Origin of the sequence: Mucilaginibacter oryzae, from assembly GCF_003148845.1 — a bacterium.
Taxonomy (GTDB): Bacteria; Bacteroidota; Bacteroidia; order Sphingobacteriales; family Sphingobacteriaceae; genus Mucilaginibacter; species Mucilaginibacter oryzae.
Genome location: NZ_QGHA01000005.1, coordinates 451873 through 466082 on the forward strand (window position 1 = coordinate 451873; position 14210 = coordinate 466082).

Annotated in this window: 20 protein-coding genes; 11 read left to right on the forward strand and 9 right to left on the reverse strand. The window is 41.4% G+C overall.

The window, feature by feature from the left end; translation table 11 throughout:
- Positions 1-20: 20 nt before the first annotated feature.
- The 3 genes from LX99_RS16020 to LX99_RS16030 all read left to right on the forward strand — a co-directional run bounded on the left by LX99_RS16020 (position 21) and on the right by LX99_RS16030 (position 1189).
- Positions 21-224: a hypothetical protein gene (locus LX99_RS16020; RefSeq protein ID WP_109608774.1), complete on the forward strand. Its 204-nt coding sequence runs from the start codon at positions 21-23 to the stop codon at positions 222-224.
- A 190-nt stretch (positions 225-414) separates the two neighbouring features.
- A complete protein-coding gene (locus LX99_RS16025; RefSeq protein WP_109608775.1) occupies positions 415-633 on the forward strand; it encodes a hypothetical protein in 219 nt (72 codons plus the stop codon).
- A gap of 121 nt (positions 634-754) precedes the next feature.
- Positions 755-1189 (forward strand): hypothetical protein, encoded by a 435-nt coding sequence (locus LX99_RS16030; RefSeq protein WP_109608776.1) that lies wholly within the window; start codon positions 755-757, stop codon positions 1187-1189.
- Between the two features lie 62 nt (positions 1190-1251).
- Here the strand turns inward: LX99_RS16030 and LX99_RS16035 are convergent, their stop codons facing one another.
- A complete protein-coding gene (locus tag LX99_RS16035) occupies positions 1252-1707 on the reverse strand; it encodes a PA2169 family four-helix-bundle protein (protein WP_109608777.1) in 456 nt (151 codons plus the stop codon).
- An 80-nt stretch (positions 1708-1787) separates the two neighbouring features.
- Positions 1788-1955 carry a hypothetical protein gene (locus tag LX99_RS25735; protein ID WP_170122724.1) on the reverse strand — a complete coding sequence of 56 codons (168 nt, stop codon included), beginning with the start codon at positions 1953-1955 and terminating at the stop codon, positions 1788-1790.
- A gap of 406 nt (positions 1956-2361) precedes the next feature.
- Between LX99_RS25735 and LX99_RS16040 the strand changes: the two genes are divergently transcribed.
- The 6 genes from LX99_RS16040 to LX99_RS16065 all read left to right on the forward strand — a co-directional run bounded on the left by LX99_RS16040 (position 2362) and on the right by LX99_RS16065 (position 7764).
- Positions 2362-2592, forward strand: coding sequence for a hypothetical protein (locus tag LX99_RS16040; protein WP_022832208.1), 231 nt, complete (start codon positions 2362-2364; stop codon positions 2590-2592).
- A gap of 90 nt (positions 2593-2682) precedes the next feature.
- On the forward strand, positions 2683-4185 hold the full coding sequence (locus LX99_RS16045; RefSeq protein ID WP_109608835.1) for an ATP-binding cassette domain-containing protein: 1503 nt from the start codon (positions 2683-2685) through the stop codon (positions 4183-4185).
- A 277-nt stretch (positions 4186-4462) separates the two neighbouring features.
- On the forward strand, positions 4463-5587 hold the full coding sequence (mqnC, locus tag LX99_RS16050) for a cyclic dehypoxanthinyl futalosine synthase (RefSeq protein WP_109608778.1): 1125 nt from the start codon (positions 4463-4465) through the stop codon (positions 5585-5587).
- A gap of 85 nt (positions 5588-5672) precedes the next feature.
- Complete coding sequence (gene scpB / locus LX99_RS16055; protein ID WP_109608779.1) at positions 5673-6224, forward strand: SMC-Scp complex subunit ScpB; 552 nt, start codon at positions 5673-5675, stop codon at positions 6222-6224.
- A 140-nt stretch (positions 6225-6364) separates the two neighbouring features.
- Positions 6365-6562, forward strand: a complete 198-nt coding sequence (locus LX99_RS16060; protein ID WP_022832111.1) for a hypothetical protein — start codon at positions 6365-6367, stop codon at positions 6560-6562.
- A gap of 80 nt (positions 6563-6642) precedes the next feature.
- Complete coding sequence (locus LX99_RS16065; protein ID WP_109608780.1) at positions 6643-7764, forward strand: N-acetyltransferase; 1122 nt, start codon at positions 6643-6645, stop codon at positions 7762-7764.
- Between the two features lie 23 nt (positions 7765-7787).
- Here LX99_RS16065 and LX99_RS16070 read toward each other — a convergent pair whose 3' ends face one another.
- A complete protein-coding gene (locus LX99_RS16070; protein ID WP_109608781.1) occupies positions 7788-8129 on the reverse strand; it encodes a helix-turn-helix domain-containing protein in 342 nt (113 codons plus the stop codon).
- 306 nt (positions 8130-8435) lie between these two features.
- Between LX99_RS16070 and LX99_RS16075 the strand changes: the two genes are divergently transcribed.
- Both LX99_RS16075 and LX99_RS16080 read left to right on the forward strand, forming a co-directional pair.
- On the forward strand, positions 8436-8843 hold the full coding sequence (locus tag LX99_RS16075; RefSeq protein WP_109608782.1) for an Rrf2 family transcriptional regulator: 408 nt from the start codon (positions 8436-8438) through the stop codon (positions 8841-8843).
- Between the two features lie 54 nt (positions 8844-8897).
- The gene (locus LX99_RS16080) at positions 8898-9536 is read left to right on the forward strand and encodes an NAD(P)-dependent oxidoreductase (RefSeq protein WP_109608783.1); all 639 of its coding nucleotides are present in this window, start codon (positions 8898-8900) and stop codon (positions 9534-9536) included.
- A 93-nt stretch (positions 9537-9629) separates the two neighbouring features.
- Here LX99_RS16080 and prmA read toward each other — a convergent pair whose 3' ends face one another.
- The 6 genes from prmA to mce form a co-directional block, all read right to left on the reverse strand.
- On the reverse strand, positions 9630-10466 hold the full coding sequence (gene prmA / locus LX99_RS16085) for a 50S ribosomal protein L11 methyltransferase (protein WP_109608784.1): 837 nt from the start codon (positions 10464-10466) through the stop codon (positions 9630-9632).
- Between the two features lie 57 nt (positions 10467-10523).
- Positions 10524-10997 carry a hypothetical protein gene (locus LX99_RS16090; RefSeq protein ID WP_109608785.1) on the reverse strand — a complete coding sequence of 158 codons (474 nt, stop codon included), beginning with the start codon at positions 10995-10997 and terminating at the stop codon, positions 10524-10526.
- A gap of 136 nt (positions 10998-11133) precedes the next feature.
- Positions 11134-11898 carry a triose-phosphate isomerase gene (gene tpiA, locus LX99_RS16095; RefSeq protein ID WP_109608786.1) on the reverse strand — a complete coding sequence of 255 codons (765 nt, stop codon included), beginning with the start codon at positions 11896-11898 and terminating at the stop codon, positions 11134-11136.
- Positions 11899-12000: 102 nt separating this feature from the next.
- Positions 12001-13191: a putative sugar nucleotidyl transferase gene (locus tag LX99_RS16100; protein ID WP_109608787.1), complete on the reverse strand. Its 1191-nt coding sequence runs from the start codon at positions 13189-13191 to the stop codon at positions 12001-12003.
- A gap of 65 nt (positions 13192-13256) precedes the next feature.
- Positions 13257-13505 (reverse strand): type B 50S ribosomal protein L31, encoded by a 249-nt coding sequence (locus LX99_RS16105; protein WP_022834046.1) that lies wholly within the window; start codon positions 13503-13505, stop codon positions 13257-13259.
- A gap of 222 nt (positions 13506-13727) precedes the next feature.
- On the reverse strand, positions 13728-14132 hold the full coding sequence (mce, locus tag LX99_RS16110; RefSeq protein WP_109608788.1) for a methylmalonyl-CoA epimerase: 405 nt from the start codon (positions 14130-14132) through the stop codon (positions 13728-13730).
- Positions 14133-14210 lie beyond the last annotated feature (78 nt).

Genomic DNA, 14210 nt, shown 5'->3' on the forward strand with positions numbered 1-14210 from the left:
AACTTTTTAAATTTAAGAGCATGAAAAATTCACTCAAATCAGGTTTACTTGCATTGGCTATTGCCGGTTTATTTTCATTTACCGCCTGCGACCCGAATGGCACGGGTAAAAATTCATCTAAAAACCCGGTAGACACTGGAAAAAACATTGTTGATACCGCGAAAAGCGGGGATACAACTAAAACAGGAGTCGATACAGTGCGGAAAGATTCTGTAAAAAAATAACCGTTGTTGCGGTCACCCGTAGTGATTTAATAAAATTTTTATTTCTTTTGCATCGTTTTTTTGCCTGATTATCAACAAAAAAGGCTACCCATAATTTTTTTTGAAAATTTATTTAAAATTATGGGTTACCTTTTTTCATTTACGGTATTAAGGTGTAAACTATTAAATCACTTATTAAAAAATTTAAAAAATGAAAAACTTCAAATTAGGCTTTTTAGCTTTAGCTATCGCTGCTTCTTTCGCTGCTTGTAAAGGTTCATCTTCAGCTTCTTCTGCTGATTCAACTAAAGCTGATTCTGCTAAAATGACTGCTGATTCTGCTAAAATGACTGCTGATTCTGCTAAAACTACTGCTGATTCTGCTAAAACTGTTGCTGATTCAACTAAAAAAGATTCAACTAAAAAATAACTTCTCCTTAACCGGGAAATTTTTTAGAAAAAATGCTTCTGATTTATCGGGAGCATTTTTTTTGCCCTTTACCCGGCAAACAATTTTATGCTTTATCGCTTAATGTGGTAAGCGATAAATTATGAAATATTCTGAATGGAATTCACTGAGCGACGAGGAACGTAAAAACACCAACTGGCACAAACACCCTCATATCCGCACAGCAACAATTTTTACCATAGCCTTTAGCTTAGCCGTTATCATCATCATTCTGGGCATCAGCAAAAACAGCACTGTACATATTAACCGTAAGCCTACCAAAACCGAAGCTTATAATATGGCCAGGAATTTTGTAAAGGACAGGCTTAAACAACCTGAAAAAGCAGTATTTGCCAACACACCTGAAACTTCACTTATTGATACGGCAACCGGCGTTTACAACATCACCTCGTGGGTTAAAATTGAAAACGGCAGCGGCAAAATGGAAAAATCTGTATGGGAAGTTAAAATGCAGTATACAGAAGGTGACTGGGCCGAAAAGAACAGCTGGAAATTAATATCCGTTAACGTTAATTAACAGTTATAAAAAAAGAGGAGGCCCTATTGAGCCCCCTCCCGTTTCCCTAAAAACTTTCAATTTTATTGAACGCTATCACGCAGCGCCTTGATCTGATCATGCGACTCCAGTAATTCGCTTTCCTGCTGACTAACAGTTTCGCGCAGGTATGCTGGCAGGTTTTCGTCTTCAAGCGCGGTACGATATGCTTTCAGGATGGCATCTTCGCCAAATTCGCATTCCTCCAAAATATCATGCGTATCATGCCCGGTAAAGGCGGCCTTAACATCGAGCCATACCCTATGGATTTTACCGCTGGTGGTTGTGCCGGTTTCAATATCCTTTCCAAGTGCGCTTACTTCGGTAGCCAGGACAAGTTTATATCCCTGGCTTTGACCGATAAGCCTTGTAAAAAGTGATTTCAGATCAGCATGCTCATCTTTCAAATCTTTCGAGGCGCGTTGATAGCCTTCAATCCTGTCGTTGTTGATCTGTACCAGATCATTTAAAATTTCTACAGTTGCTTGTGTATTTTCCATGATTAGATGTTTTTATATACCAACCCTGTGAGTGAAGATTTGTTTAATTAATTATATAAAAACTATCCAATTTAGAAAAATTAACTCCTGCCACGAAAAAGGGATATGAGCCAGATAATGACGGCGATAATGATCACAACAGCGATAACACCGGTAATAGCCCCGGCCTTGAAAATCCCGGTGATGACCGAGCAACTGCTCAACGTAAATAACATTAAGGCTACTAATAAAAAATGTAAGTTTTTCATGGTTGATTGTTTATGAGTTGATAAAGTTTAATGCGGGTTGAAGCCGGTCATTAAGTTGACAGTATTTATCAATAATCAGGCCTTTAGCCTAAACTATCATTATCAAACCGTTTTTTGTACTTACTTAAAAAAATGAAATTACGGATGTATAGAAACGTATACAATAAGTATCAATAAAAAACAGGCTTCGTATTCAAATAGCATCACTTTGCAATCGGGATACCTTACCATTAAGCCTCTTAAATTAAATAACCTAAAAATAAAAAAACAAACCACAGGTTAACCATTTACTATTAATACCATTATAAACACTAACATAAAGTTAATTTTTTTTTGGTATTACACATGATTACCCCTTAATGGGCACGTGTTTTGTTTTCGATTTTATAACATTTATTTATTTAACATGGTATTACAGATACAACCTAATTTTCCTTGCGAAAATTGTATTAAATGCGGAAAACGCCCGCAAGTAGAGCAGCGTAAACAAATATGGACTATTACTTGTCCTGATAAAAGTTGTAAAAACCTGGTAAAAGGTAAAATTGCCGATTTTGTGACGTGGAACAGGCTTAATAAAAAAGCCGCCGACCTTGTTGCCGCGCAAAGCCTTGAAACGCTTAAGCGCACAGCCTAACCTATTAAAGAGTTTACCGGCGAAACATCAAAAAATTTGGCCGGTTTTGAAGCAGATTATTACATTTACGCCCTGCACCGCTGTTATAATATGCTCCATAAAATACTCTCTATAGATAAAGCCACCGTACGATATTTAAACGCCACACTTTTTAACGGTTTAAGTTTTGAAATAAAAAAAGGCGAAAACTGGGCACTTGTGGGCGAAAGCGGATCGGGCAAGAGCGCCCTGCTACAAACCATAGCAGGGCGCTTTAATATTACCGGAGGAAACATCCGTTATCACTTTTGGGATGAAGCCGCAAGCAAGGCTAACACCGGAGAGGTAACTACACCGCATAAAATGATAGCGTTGGTTGAACCCCGCCACCATTTCAGGAACCTATCAAACACTACCGACTTTTATTACCAGCAACGTTATAACTCATCTGATTCTGAAGATGCGTTAACCGTTGCCGACCACCTTAACGCGGCAAAACATTCAGGGAGTACAGAGGCTTTCTGGACTGTTGAAAAAGTAAGCAGGCTTTTACGGCTTGATGAATTGTTGGATAAACAGATCATCAAGCTATCAAACGGCGAAACAAAGCGCCTGATGATAGCTGCCTCGCTGCTTAAAAACCCGGTATTGTTGATGTTGGATAACCCGTTAACAGGGCTGGATGTAAAAACACGCGAAAAGTTTAACAATATTATTAAGCAAATAGCTGCTTCGGGTATAAGCATCATCATGGCTACTTCCGTACATGAAATCCCGGCAGTTATTACCCATGTTGCGGTGTTAAACAAAGGCGCTATTGTACATGAAAGTAAAATTGAAGATTTTAAACCCGAACTTTTTGAAGGGGATAAAACAGACTGGATAGCAACCGATGAGCTGAACACGCTGCTCAATATCAATAAAAGCACTGCTACTTATAACCTGATTGTTAAAATGGAGCAGGTTCATATCCAATATGGCGATAAAGTAGTTTTAGATAACATCAACTGGCAAATCAATCCCGGCGAACGCTGGGCTTTGTTGGGCCCTAATGGCTCAGGTAAATCAACCTTATTGAGTTTAATAAACGGCGATAACCCGCAGGCCTATGCCAACCAAATTATCTTGTTTGATAAAAAACGCGGCACCGGCGAAAGCATTTGGGATATAAAAAAGAAGATAGGCTTTGTTTCGCCCGAATTGCACCAATACTTTCCAACCGATAACAGTTGTTTACAGGTGATTGAATCGGGCTATTACGATACCTTAGGCCTGTTCCGCCCAGGCAGCAAAGAAAAGGCCGAGATAGCCCTGCGGTGGATGAAAGCTTTGGAAATTGAACAATACGCCCGCACTTTACTTAAAAATGTGCCGGCAAGCGCCCAGCGACTTTGTTTGCTGGCCCGTGCCCTGGTCAAAAACCCGCCACTGCTGATATTTGATGAGCCCTGCCAGGGAATGGATGACCATCAGCAAATGCATTTTAAAAACCTGGTTGATACCATCTGCAGGCTGAGCAATGTTACATTGATTTATGTAACGCATTATCAGCATGAAATACCCAACAGCGTTGATAAGGTTTTGAGATTGGAAAAAGGAAAAACGGTTTTATAAAGCTGAAAGCCAAAGGCTGAACGCCCAAAGCAGAAACTGAGCAATAATGAGAAGGGCTTTGAGTTTTATGCTTTCTGCCTTAAGCTATCTGCATCAGGCTTTTACTACAAGCTGAAAGCCAAAGGCTGAAGGCTAAAAGCATAAATTTAAGCTATAATGAGGTGCGCTTTGAGCCTTAAGCTTTCTGCATTAGGCTTTTACTACAAGCTTTTTAACTTTTTTGTCAATTATTTAACAAGGGCTAAATCAAGCTACCAACTTGCGTATATTTGCGCATATGAATACAGCCGATCTGTTGCAGCGCGCGTTGCGGTTTGATTTTTTAACGCTTGAAGAGGGCGTTTACCTGTATAACAACGCCTCAACTGCCGAGTTAATGTACACTGCCAACGAACTTCGTAAAATACAGGTTCCGCACGGCAAGGTTACCTGGCAAATTGACCGTAATGTTAACACCACCAACGTTTGTATAGCCAATTGTAAGTTCTGTAACTTTTTTCGCCGCCCCGGGCACGAGGAAAGCTATATTACTGATATTGAAACCTATAAAAAGAAAATAGAAGAAACGTTCCGCTACGGCGGCGACCAGCTTTTATTACAGGGCGGCCATCACCCTGACCTGGGCTTAAAATTTTACACCGACCTGTTTCGCGAACTCAAGCAGCTTTATCCTAAGTTGAAGCTACATTCATTAGGTCCGCCGGAGATAGCACACGTTGCCAAACTTGAAGGTATGGCGCACATTGAGGTATTACGGGCCATGCAGGAAGCCGGTTTGGATTCATTACCCGGTGCAGGGGCGGAAATTTTGAACGATCGTGTACGCCGTTTAATTTCTAAAGGCAAATGCGGCGGCAAAGAATGGCTGGATGTAATGCGGGCGGCCCACCAGCTTAATTTGCCAACCTCGGCCACCATGATGTTCGGCCATATCGAAACTATTGAAGAGCGTTTTGAACATTTGGTGTGGATCCGCGAGGTACAAGCCGAAAAACCTGAAGGCCATTACGGCTTTATCGCCTTTATTCCATGGCCTTTCCAGGATGACGGTACGCTTTTACGTAAAGTACGCGGCATTACCAATAACGTAACCGGCGATGAATATATCCGCATGATAGCCCTGAGCCGTATTATGCTGCCTAACATTAAAAACATCCAGGCCTCATGGCTTACCGTTGGTAAACAGGTGGCACAGTTATGCTTACATGCCGGCGCTAATGATTTCGGTTCGATCATGATTGAAGAAAATGTGGTATCGGCAGCCGGAGCCCCGCACAGGTTTACCGCCAAAGGCATCCAGGAATCAATAAAAGAAGCCGGTTTTGAACCACAGCTCCGCACCCAACGTTACGATTGGCGCGAAATACCGGTTGAAATTGAAGAACAGGTTATTAACTATTAGTACCAAGTCTGAAGTTCTTAGTCGAGAGGCAAACGGTGTACAGTCACCTATTTTCGACTAAGAACTTCAGACTTCCGACTTAAAAATGGAACAATACATAGAGGCCCTTATTTTCGCGTCGGAGCAGGCTATCCGTTTAGAGGAGATCATGTACTGTTTGCAAGCCGCTTTCGAGCGCGATTTTGCTAATGAGGAAGTTGCCGATGCGATTAACCGCATTCACGAAAAATATCAGCACCATAGCCTGGCTATCGAATTGGTAAAAATTGGTAACGGGTACCAGTTCCTTACCAAAAAAGAATACCACCAGGTAATTAACCTGCTGCAGCTTCAGCGGTCAAAGAAAAAACTGAGCCAGGCCGCCTTAGAGACCCTGGCCATCATCGCCTACAAGCAGCCGGTAACCAAGCCCGATATTGAACAGATCAGGGGAGTGAACTGCGATTATTCGATCCAAAAACTGCTCGAAAAAGAGCTGATAGCTATAGTCGGGAAGTCGGAAGCTATCGGAAAACCCATCCTTTACGGCACCAGCAGCCTGTTTATGGATTATTTTGGCATCAACAGCATCAACGAATTGCCTCAACTTAAGGAGCTTACAAACACTTCCGCCAGCATAGGCGAACAATCTGAATAATTTTAATTTCTGTTTTAAAAAAAATTCAATTTTCATTATTTTTACTATTAAATCGGCAGGGATAAAGATTAAAAAACGCTTTTCACTTATCTGATTAAATTATTATTATTGATTAAGTTTAATTTATAAAATCCATTACAATGGGAGCGCCAAAGAAACCGAACACTAAAAAGATCCAGGATTCAGAAAACGATGAGGATGATGACGATCTTGAGCCACAATCTTCTAAAAAGAAGTTATTTGATGACGATGATGATGACCTTGACGTACCGTTAGATGACGATTTGGGCCGTGGTGGCTTTGAATCATTTGATGATGAGGACGAAGACGATTATTAATCGTTAGTATATACTTATTTTATAAAGCATTCAGACTATGCCGCTGAATGCTTTTTTTTTAGGCCCTTTTTGCAAAACATATGACTATAAAAGAAGTAAAGGATAAAAAATCGAAAAAGGCTTTTTTGGATGTGGCGCGCATCATTTATAAAAATGACGATAACTGGGTTTGCCCGCTTGATAATGATATCGAAGCTGTTTTTGATCCGGCAAAAAACAATTTTCATCAGCACGGCAAATGCACCCGCTGGATCTTGCTTGACAACTCGGGAAAACTTATAGGCCGTGTAGCAGCCTTCGTTAACGAAAAAAAAGCATACAACTACGAGCAACCTACCGGGGGCATGGGCTTTTTTGAATGCATTAATGATAAGGAAGCCGCCTTTTTACTGTTTGATACGGCCAAAAACTGGTTACGGGGCCAGGGAATGGAAGCCATGGACGGCCCCATCAATTTTGGCGAAAACGATAATTTTTGGGGCTTACTGGTTGAAGGGTTTACCCAACCATCGTACGGCATGAACTATAACCATCCCTACTACCAGTCTTTTTTTGATGATTATGGTTTTGTTACCCAATACGCGCAGATCACCAACCATGTCGACGCGCACAAACCGTTTCCGGAAAGGTTTACCAAGATAGCCAACTGGGTAGCTAAAAAGCCGGGATATGATTTCAGGCACCTGGAGGCAAAAAAAATCGGGCACTTCGCAGCCGATTTTATGGAAATTTATAACGATGGCTGGAAAGATTTCGAAAACTTTGTACCGATAACGCATAGCACCATTATGGAGAGTTTTGTTAAAATGAAACCCCTGATGGATGAAAACCTGATCTGGTTTGCCTATGTAGATAATGAACCGGCGTCGTTCATGATCATTTTGCCCGATGCCAACCAAATGATCAAACCACTTAACGGCAAGCTTGACCTGATCGGGAAATTAAAGTTTTTATATTACCGGTGGAAAGGCGTATCGCGTATGCGAGCCATTGTGATGGGCACCAAGCAAAAATTTCAAAAACACGGCCTGGAATCGGGCATGTTCATTAAACTGAAAGAATATGTATTGCCCTTAAAGCGTTATGATGAACTGGAACTATCGTGGGTTGGAGATTTTAACGACAAAATGATCGCTATACACGAGGCCGTTGGCGCCACTTTTGGCAAAAAGCATTTAACAATGCGCTATAAATTTAAATAGCCCGGTTGTTCCGGGCTATTGATTTATGCTATTACTTTTGAATGTCGAAGTTCTTCAAATAATTCAATTACTTTTTTCTGTAAATCAATTACTTCGGTTTCACGGTCCATCAGGCGTTTGTTAACAGTTTCAAGCTCGTTTACAAATTTCTGGTCCTGTTCGGCATCATTAAACGTAAGTAACTGAACTACTGTCATTTCAAACAGGTTAGCAATCTGCTCTAACCTTGAAAGGTTGATATCTGTGATCCCGGTTTCAATCTTGGAGAATGCAGGGATGGAAATATCCAACCGTTTTGCAACATCCTCCTGGCTCCAACCTTTTTGGTGGCGTAATAATCTGATTTTTTTTCCGAGTGTTTTCATGTTCTATATGTAATTGTGCAGGTTTCTCAAAAGTTAATTACTTTACAATAATATTTATTATCACGCTAATTATCAACTAATTTGCATAATTTTTTATCTAAAAGTGCAGTTGATTACAATGACGGGTAAACCCTTAAAATACGGTAACTAAATGGCGATAAATATACCTGCAACAGGGTATTTTAAAAAAATACCGGCAAATGGAAATTCACCTCAGTGTAACTTAAACACAAAAAAGCGCAAAAATTTTTTCTTTTTAAAATTTTAGTCTCATTTTTGTACTGTAATAATTTTTATTACAGATAAATGAACGGACAATTTCAAATAGCTACCCACGTACTCACCCTGCTTTGCAAGCAGCCCGGCGAGCTTTTATCGTCTGATTATGTGGCGGGCAGTATGAATGTAAACCCCGTTTTGGTACGCAAGGAAATGCGCAAACTGCGTGCCTGCGGATTAATTGAAAGTAAGGAAGGTAAAGCAGGAGGTTACAGCCTTGCCCTTCCTCCTCAAAAAATTTCATTGGCCGATGTTTATAAAGCCGTGAAACTGCCGCCGGCACTGGGCCAGGCCAAAAACAAGCCTAACCCCGAATGCCCGGTTGGCCGACAGATTAACGCACACCTTGATCATTTGGCCGATGATGTAGAGGCTGCGATCATTAAAAAACTAAGCACCATCACCATTTTTGATTTTGTAAATCAATTCGATTAAAAAAATTTAAAACAAACTGTAACTTATTTAATTACAATATAAAACAAACAACAAATGAAAATCGCATTAATTGGAGCCACCGGCTTTGTAGGAAAAGCAGTATTGAACGAGGCCGTACAACGCGGCTACGAAGTAACAGCAATAGCCCGTAACCCTAAAACGATTATCGAAAGCGATAAAATCACCCTGAAAACTGCCGATGCTTATCATGTTGACGAATTGGCTGAAGCGCTAAAAGGAAACGATGCGGTAGTAAACTCGTTCAACGCGGGCTGGGGCAACCCCAACCTGTATGCCGATTTCATTAAAGGATCAGAAGCTATACAACAAGCTACCAAACAAGCCGGTGTTAAGCGCCTGCTGGTTGTTGGAGGCGCAGGGAGCCTTTATATAGGCGGTCAGCAATTGGTTGATAGCCCGCAGTTCCCAGCCGAATGGAAAGAAGGCGCTACCGCTGCACGTGATTACTTAAACATCATTAAAAATGAAGAAGAATTAGACTGGACTTTCCTGAGCCCGGCCATCAACCTTCACCCGGGCACCCGTACCGGTACCTATCGCACAGGAACCGATGAACCTGTTTTTAACGACAAGCACGAACACGAAATTTCTGTAGAAGACCTGGCAGTTGCCATTGTAGACGAACTGGAGAATAACCAGTTTGTAAAGAGAAGGTTTACTGTGGGATATTAGCCCCACCCAAACCCTCCCCGGAAGGGAGGGCTTTAAAAAAGCAGATATTAAAAGTCTCCCCTTCGGGGGAGATTTAGAGGGGGTTGGGGTAGTTTACTTAATAAACTTAGCGGCCACCCACTCTTTATCTTTTTTATGGGTAATGTATTTCAAACCGTATTTACGGGCCTCTTCGGTAATGATATCCAAATCGGGCGATTCGTAAAAACCACTGAAGTAGATTTCGCCATCTGTTTTTAAAACCCCGGCGTAACGTTCCATCTGGTCAATCAGGATATTGCGGTTAATGTTGGCCAGGATAATATCGTATTGCTCATCAGGGATCACCTCTTTCGACCCGCAAAGCGGTTTAATATGATCAATCCGGTTAAGCGTCGAATTCTCGATGGTGCTTTCATAACAAACCGGATCATAATCAATAGCTGTAATATCCCCTGCGCCCAATTTAGCGGCCATAATAGCCAGGATACCGGTACCGCAACCCATATCCAATACTTTTTTACCGGCAAACTCGTTTTCCAGCATCAGGCCCAGCATCATAGCCGTGGTTTGGTGGTGCCCTGTACCGAAAGCCATTTTGGGGTCTATCACTATTTCGTATTCAAACTCCGGTTTAGGCTGATGAAAAGTTGCCCTTACGTAGATCTTATCCCCTATTTCAATCGGTTCAAAATTACTTTCCCATACTTCGTTCCAGTTTTTTTGTTGAATGAGGTTTATCTCATAGCTAAAGGTAAACAGATCCCTGTATGCCGATAGTTGCTCATCAAGTAAGGCCTGGTCAAAAATATCTTCGGGTATATAGGCCTTAAAGCCCAGTTCAAGTTCTTCAAAAGTATCAAAACCAATTTCGCCCAAAGCATTGATCAGTAAATCCTGCTGGTAATCTTCGGTGGTGATGGTTGTAAAAAGCAATTCGTAATAATTCATATCAAAAATATTTGATGATCAGCAGTAATGAAGGCAGACTGTTTAAGGAGGTAAAATTTAACCGGCTGCAATTTCAGCCTCTTCCGTTTCCGGGTTTTCGACTGGTTGTTTTCTATCTAACAGATAAAGTACCAAAAAGTTAATCAGCCAATAAACAGCCTGTATTTCGATCATGTACCACCAAAAAGCCAGCAAGGGTTCGTATCCATCTTCGGGTGCCCAGATGATGTAACTCAATGCGCCGCCAAATAGTACACAAACAAGAGCGATAAAAGCGCCTATCTTAAACCTAAATCCCGGGCCCTGATGCCTCGCCTTTTCCCAAAGCGGGATAATAATAAGATATTGAGTAAGGATACCGTCGGCAAGCAGCAATCCCCAAAACAGGTGAAAATAAGCCATGAGGCTATATAAGTTACCATTACCTATTTCGCCAATGCGCATAGGGTGATCTGGCATATTAAGATATACCACCAGCGCAAAAATGCCAAAATCAACCAAAACAGGTAAAAGAACTTTTAAAAGCTTCATCGCCTTTTTTAGATTTGAGATGTGAGATATGAGATTTGAGAGTTTATTGTGACAACACACTTATCGCTTTTCTGTTTCAATAAAACAAAGCAGCATATTTTCTCAAATCTTTAATCTCACGTCTCACATCCGTCTGCTAATTGAAAGTTTTTACGATATCCAGGAAATCGCGTGATTTTAAGGAAGCGCCGCCAATTAAGCCGCCATCAATATCGGCCTGTGCAAATAACTCGGCTGCGTTTTTAGGGTTGCAGCTGCCGCCGTAAAGAATGGTAGTAGCATCGGCCACTGCCTGGTTATATTTAGCAGCAATTTCTTTCCGGATGAAATCGTGGATCTCCTGTGCCTGTGCCGATGTGGCGGTAACACCTGTACCAATAGCCCAAACAGGCTCATAAGCGATAACCAGTTTACCAAAATCTTCGGCGCTGAGGTGGAAGATTCCTTCAACCAATTGGGTTTTGATTACATCAAAATGAGTTTCGGCTTCGCGCTCCTGCAAAGTTTCGCCGATGCAAAATATAGGAGTTAAATCATGCTTCAAAACAGTATCAGTTTTTTGAGCAAGCAAAGCGTTAGTTTCGCCAAAATACTGACGGCGCTCTGAGTGGCCGAGGATCACGTAAGCAGCACCAGTAGATTTAATCATTTTGGCCGAAATCTCGCCGGTATATGCACCGCTTTCGGCCTGGTGAGCGTTCTGCGCGCCAACTGCTACTTTATGATAACCTTTAGCCAGTTGTACCAGGCTGTGGATGTGGATGAACGGACTGCAAATTACCGCCTGCTGTGTACCGGTAATTTCGTCATTTACCATATTGATGATCTCTGAAAATAAAGCTAAACCTTCATTATAGTCAAGGTTCATTTTCCAGTTTCCGGCAACAATTTTTTTTCTCATGATTGTTTTAATTAGTGAATGGTTGATTATGTTGATTGAGTGAGCAGTTGTTTACAGGTAAAACCGGTGATAACCACTCACCAAATCAACCCAATCTACCACTCACATAAAAAGTTGTCTGTATTCTTCCGTTTGCTCAAATACGGCTTTCAGCAGATTTTGTTCAACCTCGTTAAATTCGCGGTGATCGCGGCGGTCAAAAACCCGTCGGGTTGTTTCCATTGCTTTATCAAACAGGTAAACTTCCAGGCCCTGTGCGCCACCCCACGAAAAATCGGGCACAAAATTAAGCGGGAAACCCGCGCCAAACACATTGGCGCTAACTCCTACCACCGTGCCGGTGTTAAACATGGTATTGATGCCGCACTTTGAATGGTCGCCCATAATGAGCCCGCAAAACTGTAAACCTGTTTTACGGAAACGCCTGGTGCTGTAATCCCAAAGCTTTACTTCGGCATAATTATTTTTCAGGTTAGAGTTGTTCGAGTCGGCACCGATGTTGCACCACTCGCCCAGCACCGAGTTACCTAAATAACCTTCATGCCCCTTTGAGGTATATCCCCAGATTACGGCATTATTAATCTCGCCCCCTACCCTCGAATACGGGCCAACGGTAGTAGCGCCGTAAATTTTAGTGCCCATTTTTACCTGCGAATGTTCGCAAATTGCAAACGCGCCACGGATGTTGGTACCCTCCCAAACCTGGGTATTGGCCGAAAGATAGATGGGGCCATTGGTAGTATTAAATGTTGAGCACTCAGCAACGGCACCTTCCTCGGCAAAAAAGTCATTACCGATGATGGTATTGGTTGAACTGATGGCCGCGCTGGCACGGCCGTTAGTAAGCAGCTTAAAATCCTTACGCAGCTCAATATCGTTTTTCCTGAAAATATCTTCAGGGTATTTTAAAGCTACCAGCAAATTGGAGTAAGCAACAACATCATCAAAGCCGGCCTGGTAATTAAAGGCCTTCGCATCGGTTTCGTTAAGCCTTACAGCTACCAGCAACTCGTTATATTTAAGCGCCTGCCCCGTTTGCAGTTTATCAATAGCCTCAAGCAAGCCTTCGTCAGGGCAAACAGAACCGTTGATAAAAATATTATCCGCCTCAATTTTTACCGGAAACTTAGCCTGCAAATAATCAAGTGTATGAAAAGAGTATTCGCTGTTTAAATATTTAGCCCATTTTTCGGCAGTGGTCATGATGCCTATCCGCAGATTGGCAACCGGCCGGGTATATGTTAAAGGCAGTAATGTTTGATGTGCGTTATCGTCGAAAAGGATAATTGCCATGGCGCAAAAATAAAAAAAGTCCCGACTGCAAAGCCGGGACCTGTAAATATTTAATCACACAAAAATTACTTTTTGGCGTAACGTGAACGGAATTTATCGATACGACCTGCAGTATCAACCAGTTTCATTTTACCGGTGTAGAACGGGTGCGAAGTGTGAGAAATCTCTAATTTAACCAATGGATATTCGTTACCATCTTCCCATTTAACGGTTTCGCGGGTATCGATGCAAGATTTAGTGATAAAAGAGTAGTCGTTAGACATATCTTTAAATACAACTAATCTGTAGTTTGATGGATGCAGATCTTTTTTCATTATCTATATATAAACTTACCTTCTGTACTTTTTACTTAAAAGAGGTGCAAATGTAATAATAAAAGTGAATATCAGAAACGTAAAAATAAAAATATTGTCTGAATCAGAATTTGCAGGATTTTAGGATTAACAGAATACAACTGTAACGTATCAAATTAAACTAAGTAATTATAAAATAAGCCCTTCTAATTCTGTAAATTCTAAAATCCTGTAAATTCTGATTCAGACACCCACCTCCTGGCAAAGCTCAATCAACACCCCATTGGCACTCTTTGGATGCACAAAGCAAACCAGTTTATTATCAGCACCCGGCTTGGGTTCATCATTTAACAACACAAAACCCTCTTTTTTGAGGCGCTTCATCTCCGCTTCAATATCGTCCACATCAAAAGCAATATGGTGTATCCCCTCCCCTTTTTTGGCGATAAATTTAGCTATGGCACTGTCTTCGCTGAGTGCTTCGAGCAGTTCGATTTTATTGGGCCCGCTTTGTAAAAAAGCGGTGAGTACATGTTCACGCTCAACAGTTTCGGTTTTATATACCGATGTGTTAAGCAGTTTTGAATAGATCTGGCCTGCTTGCTTAACACTGTTAACCGCTATGCCTATGTGCTCCACTTTGTTCATGTCCAAATATTGTAAATTATTGGTCAGCTTTGGTTATTTGCGAAGGTTTTTAGCTGAATTTCAATAAAAACTTGCTTA

Excerpts from the sequence above, each read along its gene's own strand:
- LX99_RS16020 (WP_109608774.1), top strand. The coding sequence starts at position 21 with ATGAAAAATTCACTCAAATCAGGTTTACTTGCATTGGCTATTGCCGGT.
- LX99_RS16025 (WP_109608775.1), top strand. The coding sequence starts at position 415 with ATGAAAAACTTCAAATTAGGCTTTTTAGCTTTAGCTATCGCTGCTTCT.
- LX99_RS16030 (WP_109608776.1), top strand. The coding sequence starts at position 755 with ATGAAATATTCTGAATGGAATTCACTGAGCGACGAGGAACGTAAAAAC.
- LX99_RS16035 (WP_109608777.1), bottom strand. The coding sequence starts at position 1,707 with ATGGAAAATACACAAGCAACTGTAGAAATTTTAAATGATCTGGTACAG.
- LX99_RS25735 (WP_170122724.1), bottom strand. The coding sequence starts at position 1,955 with ATGAAAAACTTACATTTTTTATTAGTAGCCTTAATGTTATTTACGTTG.
- LX99_RS16040 (WP_022832208.1), top strand. The coding sequence starts at position 2,362 with ATGGTATTACAGATACAACCTAATTTTCCTTGCGAAAATTGTATTAAA.
- LX99_RS16045 (WP_109608835.1), top strand. The coding sequence starts at position 2,683 with ATGCTCCATAAAATACTCTCTATAGATAAAGCCACCGTACGATATTTA.
- mqnC (WP_109608778.1), top strand. The coding sequence starts at position 4,463 with ATGAATACAGCCGATCTGTTGCAGCGCGCGTTGCGGTTTGATTTTTTA.
- scpB (WP_109608779.1), top strand. The coding sequence starts at position 5,673 with ATGGAACAATACATAGAGGCCCTTATTTTCGCGTCGGAGCAGGCTATC.
- LX99_RS16060 (WP_022832111.1), top strand. The coding sequence starts at position 6,365 with ATGGGAGCGCCAAAGAAACCGAACACTAAAAAGATCCAGGATTCAGAA.
- LX99_RS16065 (WP_109608780.1), top strand. The coding sequence starts at position 6,643 with ATGACTATAAAAGAAGTAAAGGATAAAAAATCGAAAAAGGCTTTTTTG.
- LX99_RS16070 (WP_109608781.1), bottom strand. The coding sequence starts at position 8,129 with ATGAAAACACTCGGAAAAAAAATCAGATTATTACGCCACCAAAAAGGT.
- LX99_RS16075 (WP_109608782.1), top strand. The coding sequence starts at position 8,436 with ATGAACGGACAATTTCAAATAGCTACCCACGTACTCACCCTGCTTTGC.
- LX99_RS16080 (WP_109608783.1), top strand. The coding sequence starts at position 8,898 with ATGAAAATCGCATTAATTGGAGCCACCGGCTTTGTAGGAAAAGCAGTA.
- prmA (WP_109608784.1), bottom strand. The coding sequence starts at position 10,466 with ATGAATTATTACGAATTGCTTTTTACAACCATCACCACCGAAGATTAC.
- LX99_RS16090 (WP_109608785.1), bottom strand. The coding sequence starts at position 10,997 with ATGAAGCTTTTAAAAGTTCTTTTACCTGTTTTGGTTGATTTTGGCATT.
- tpiA (WP_109608786.1), bottom strand. The coding sequence starts at position 11,898 with ATGAGAAAAAAAATTGTTGCCGGAAACTGGAAAATGAACCTTGACTAT.
- LX99_RS16100 (WP_109608787.1), bottom strand. The coding sequence starts at position 13,191 with ATGGCAATTATCCTTTTCGACGATAACGCACATCAAACATTACTGCCT.
- LX99_RS16105 (WP_022834046.1), bottom strand. The coding sequence starts at position 13,505 with ATGAAAAAAGATCTGCATCCATCAAACTACAGATTAGTTGTATTTAAA.
- mce (WP_109608788.1), bottom strand. The coding sequence starts at position 14,132 with ATGAACAAAGTGGAGCACATAGGCATAGCGGTTAACAGTGTTAAGCAA.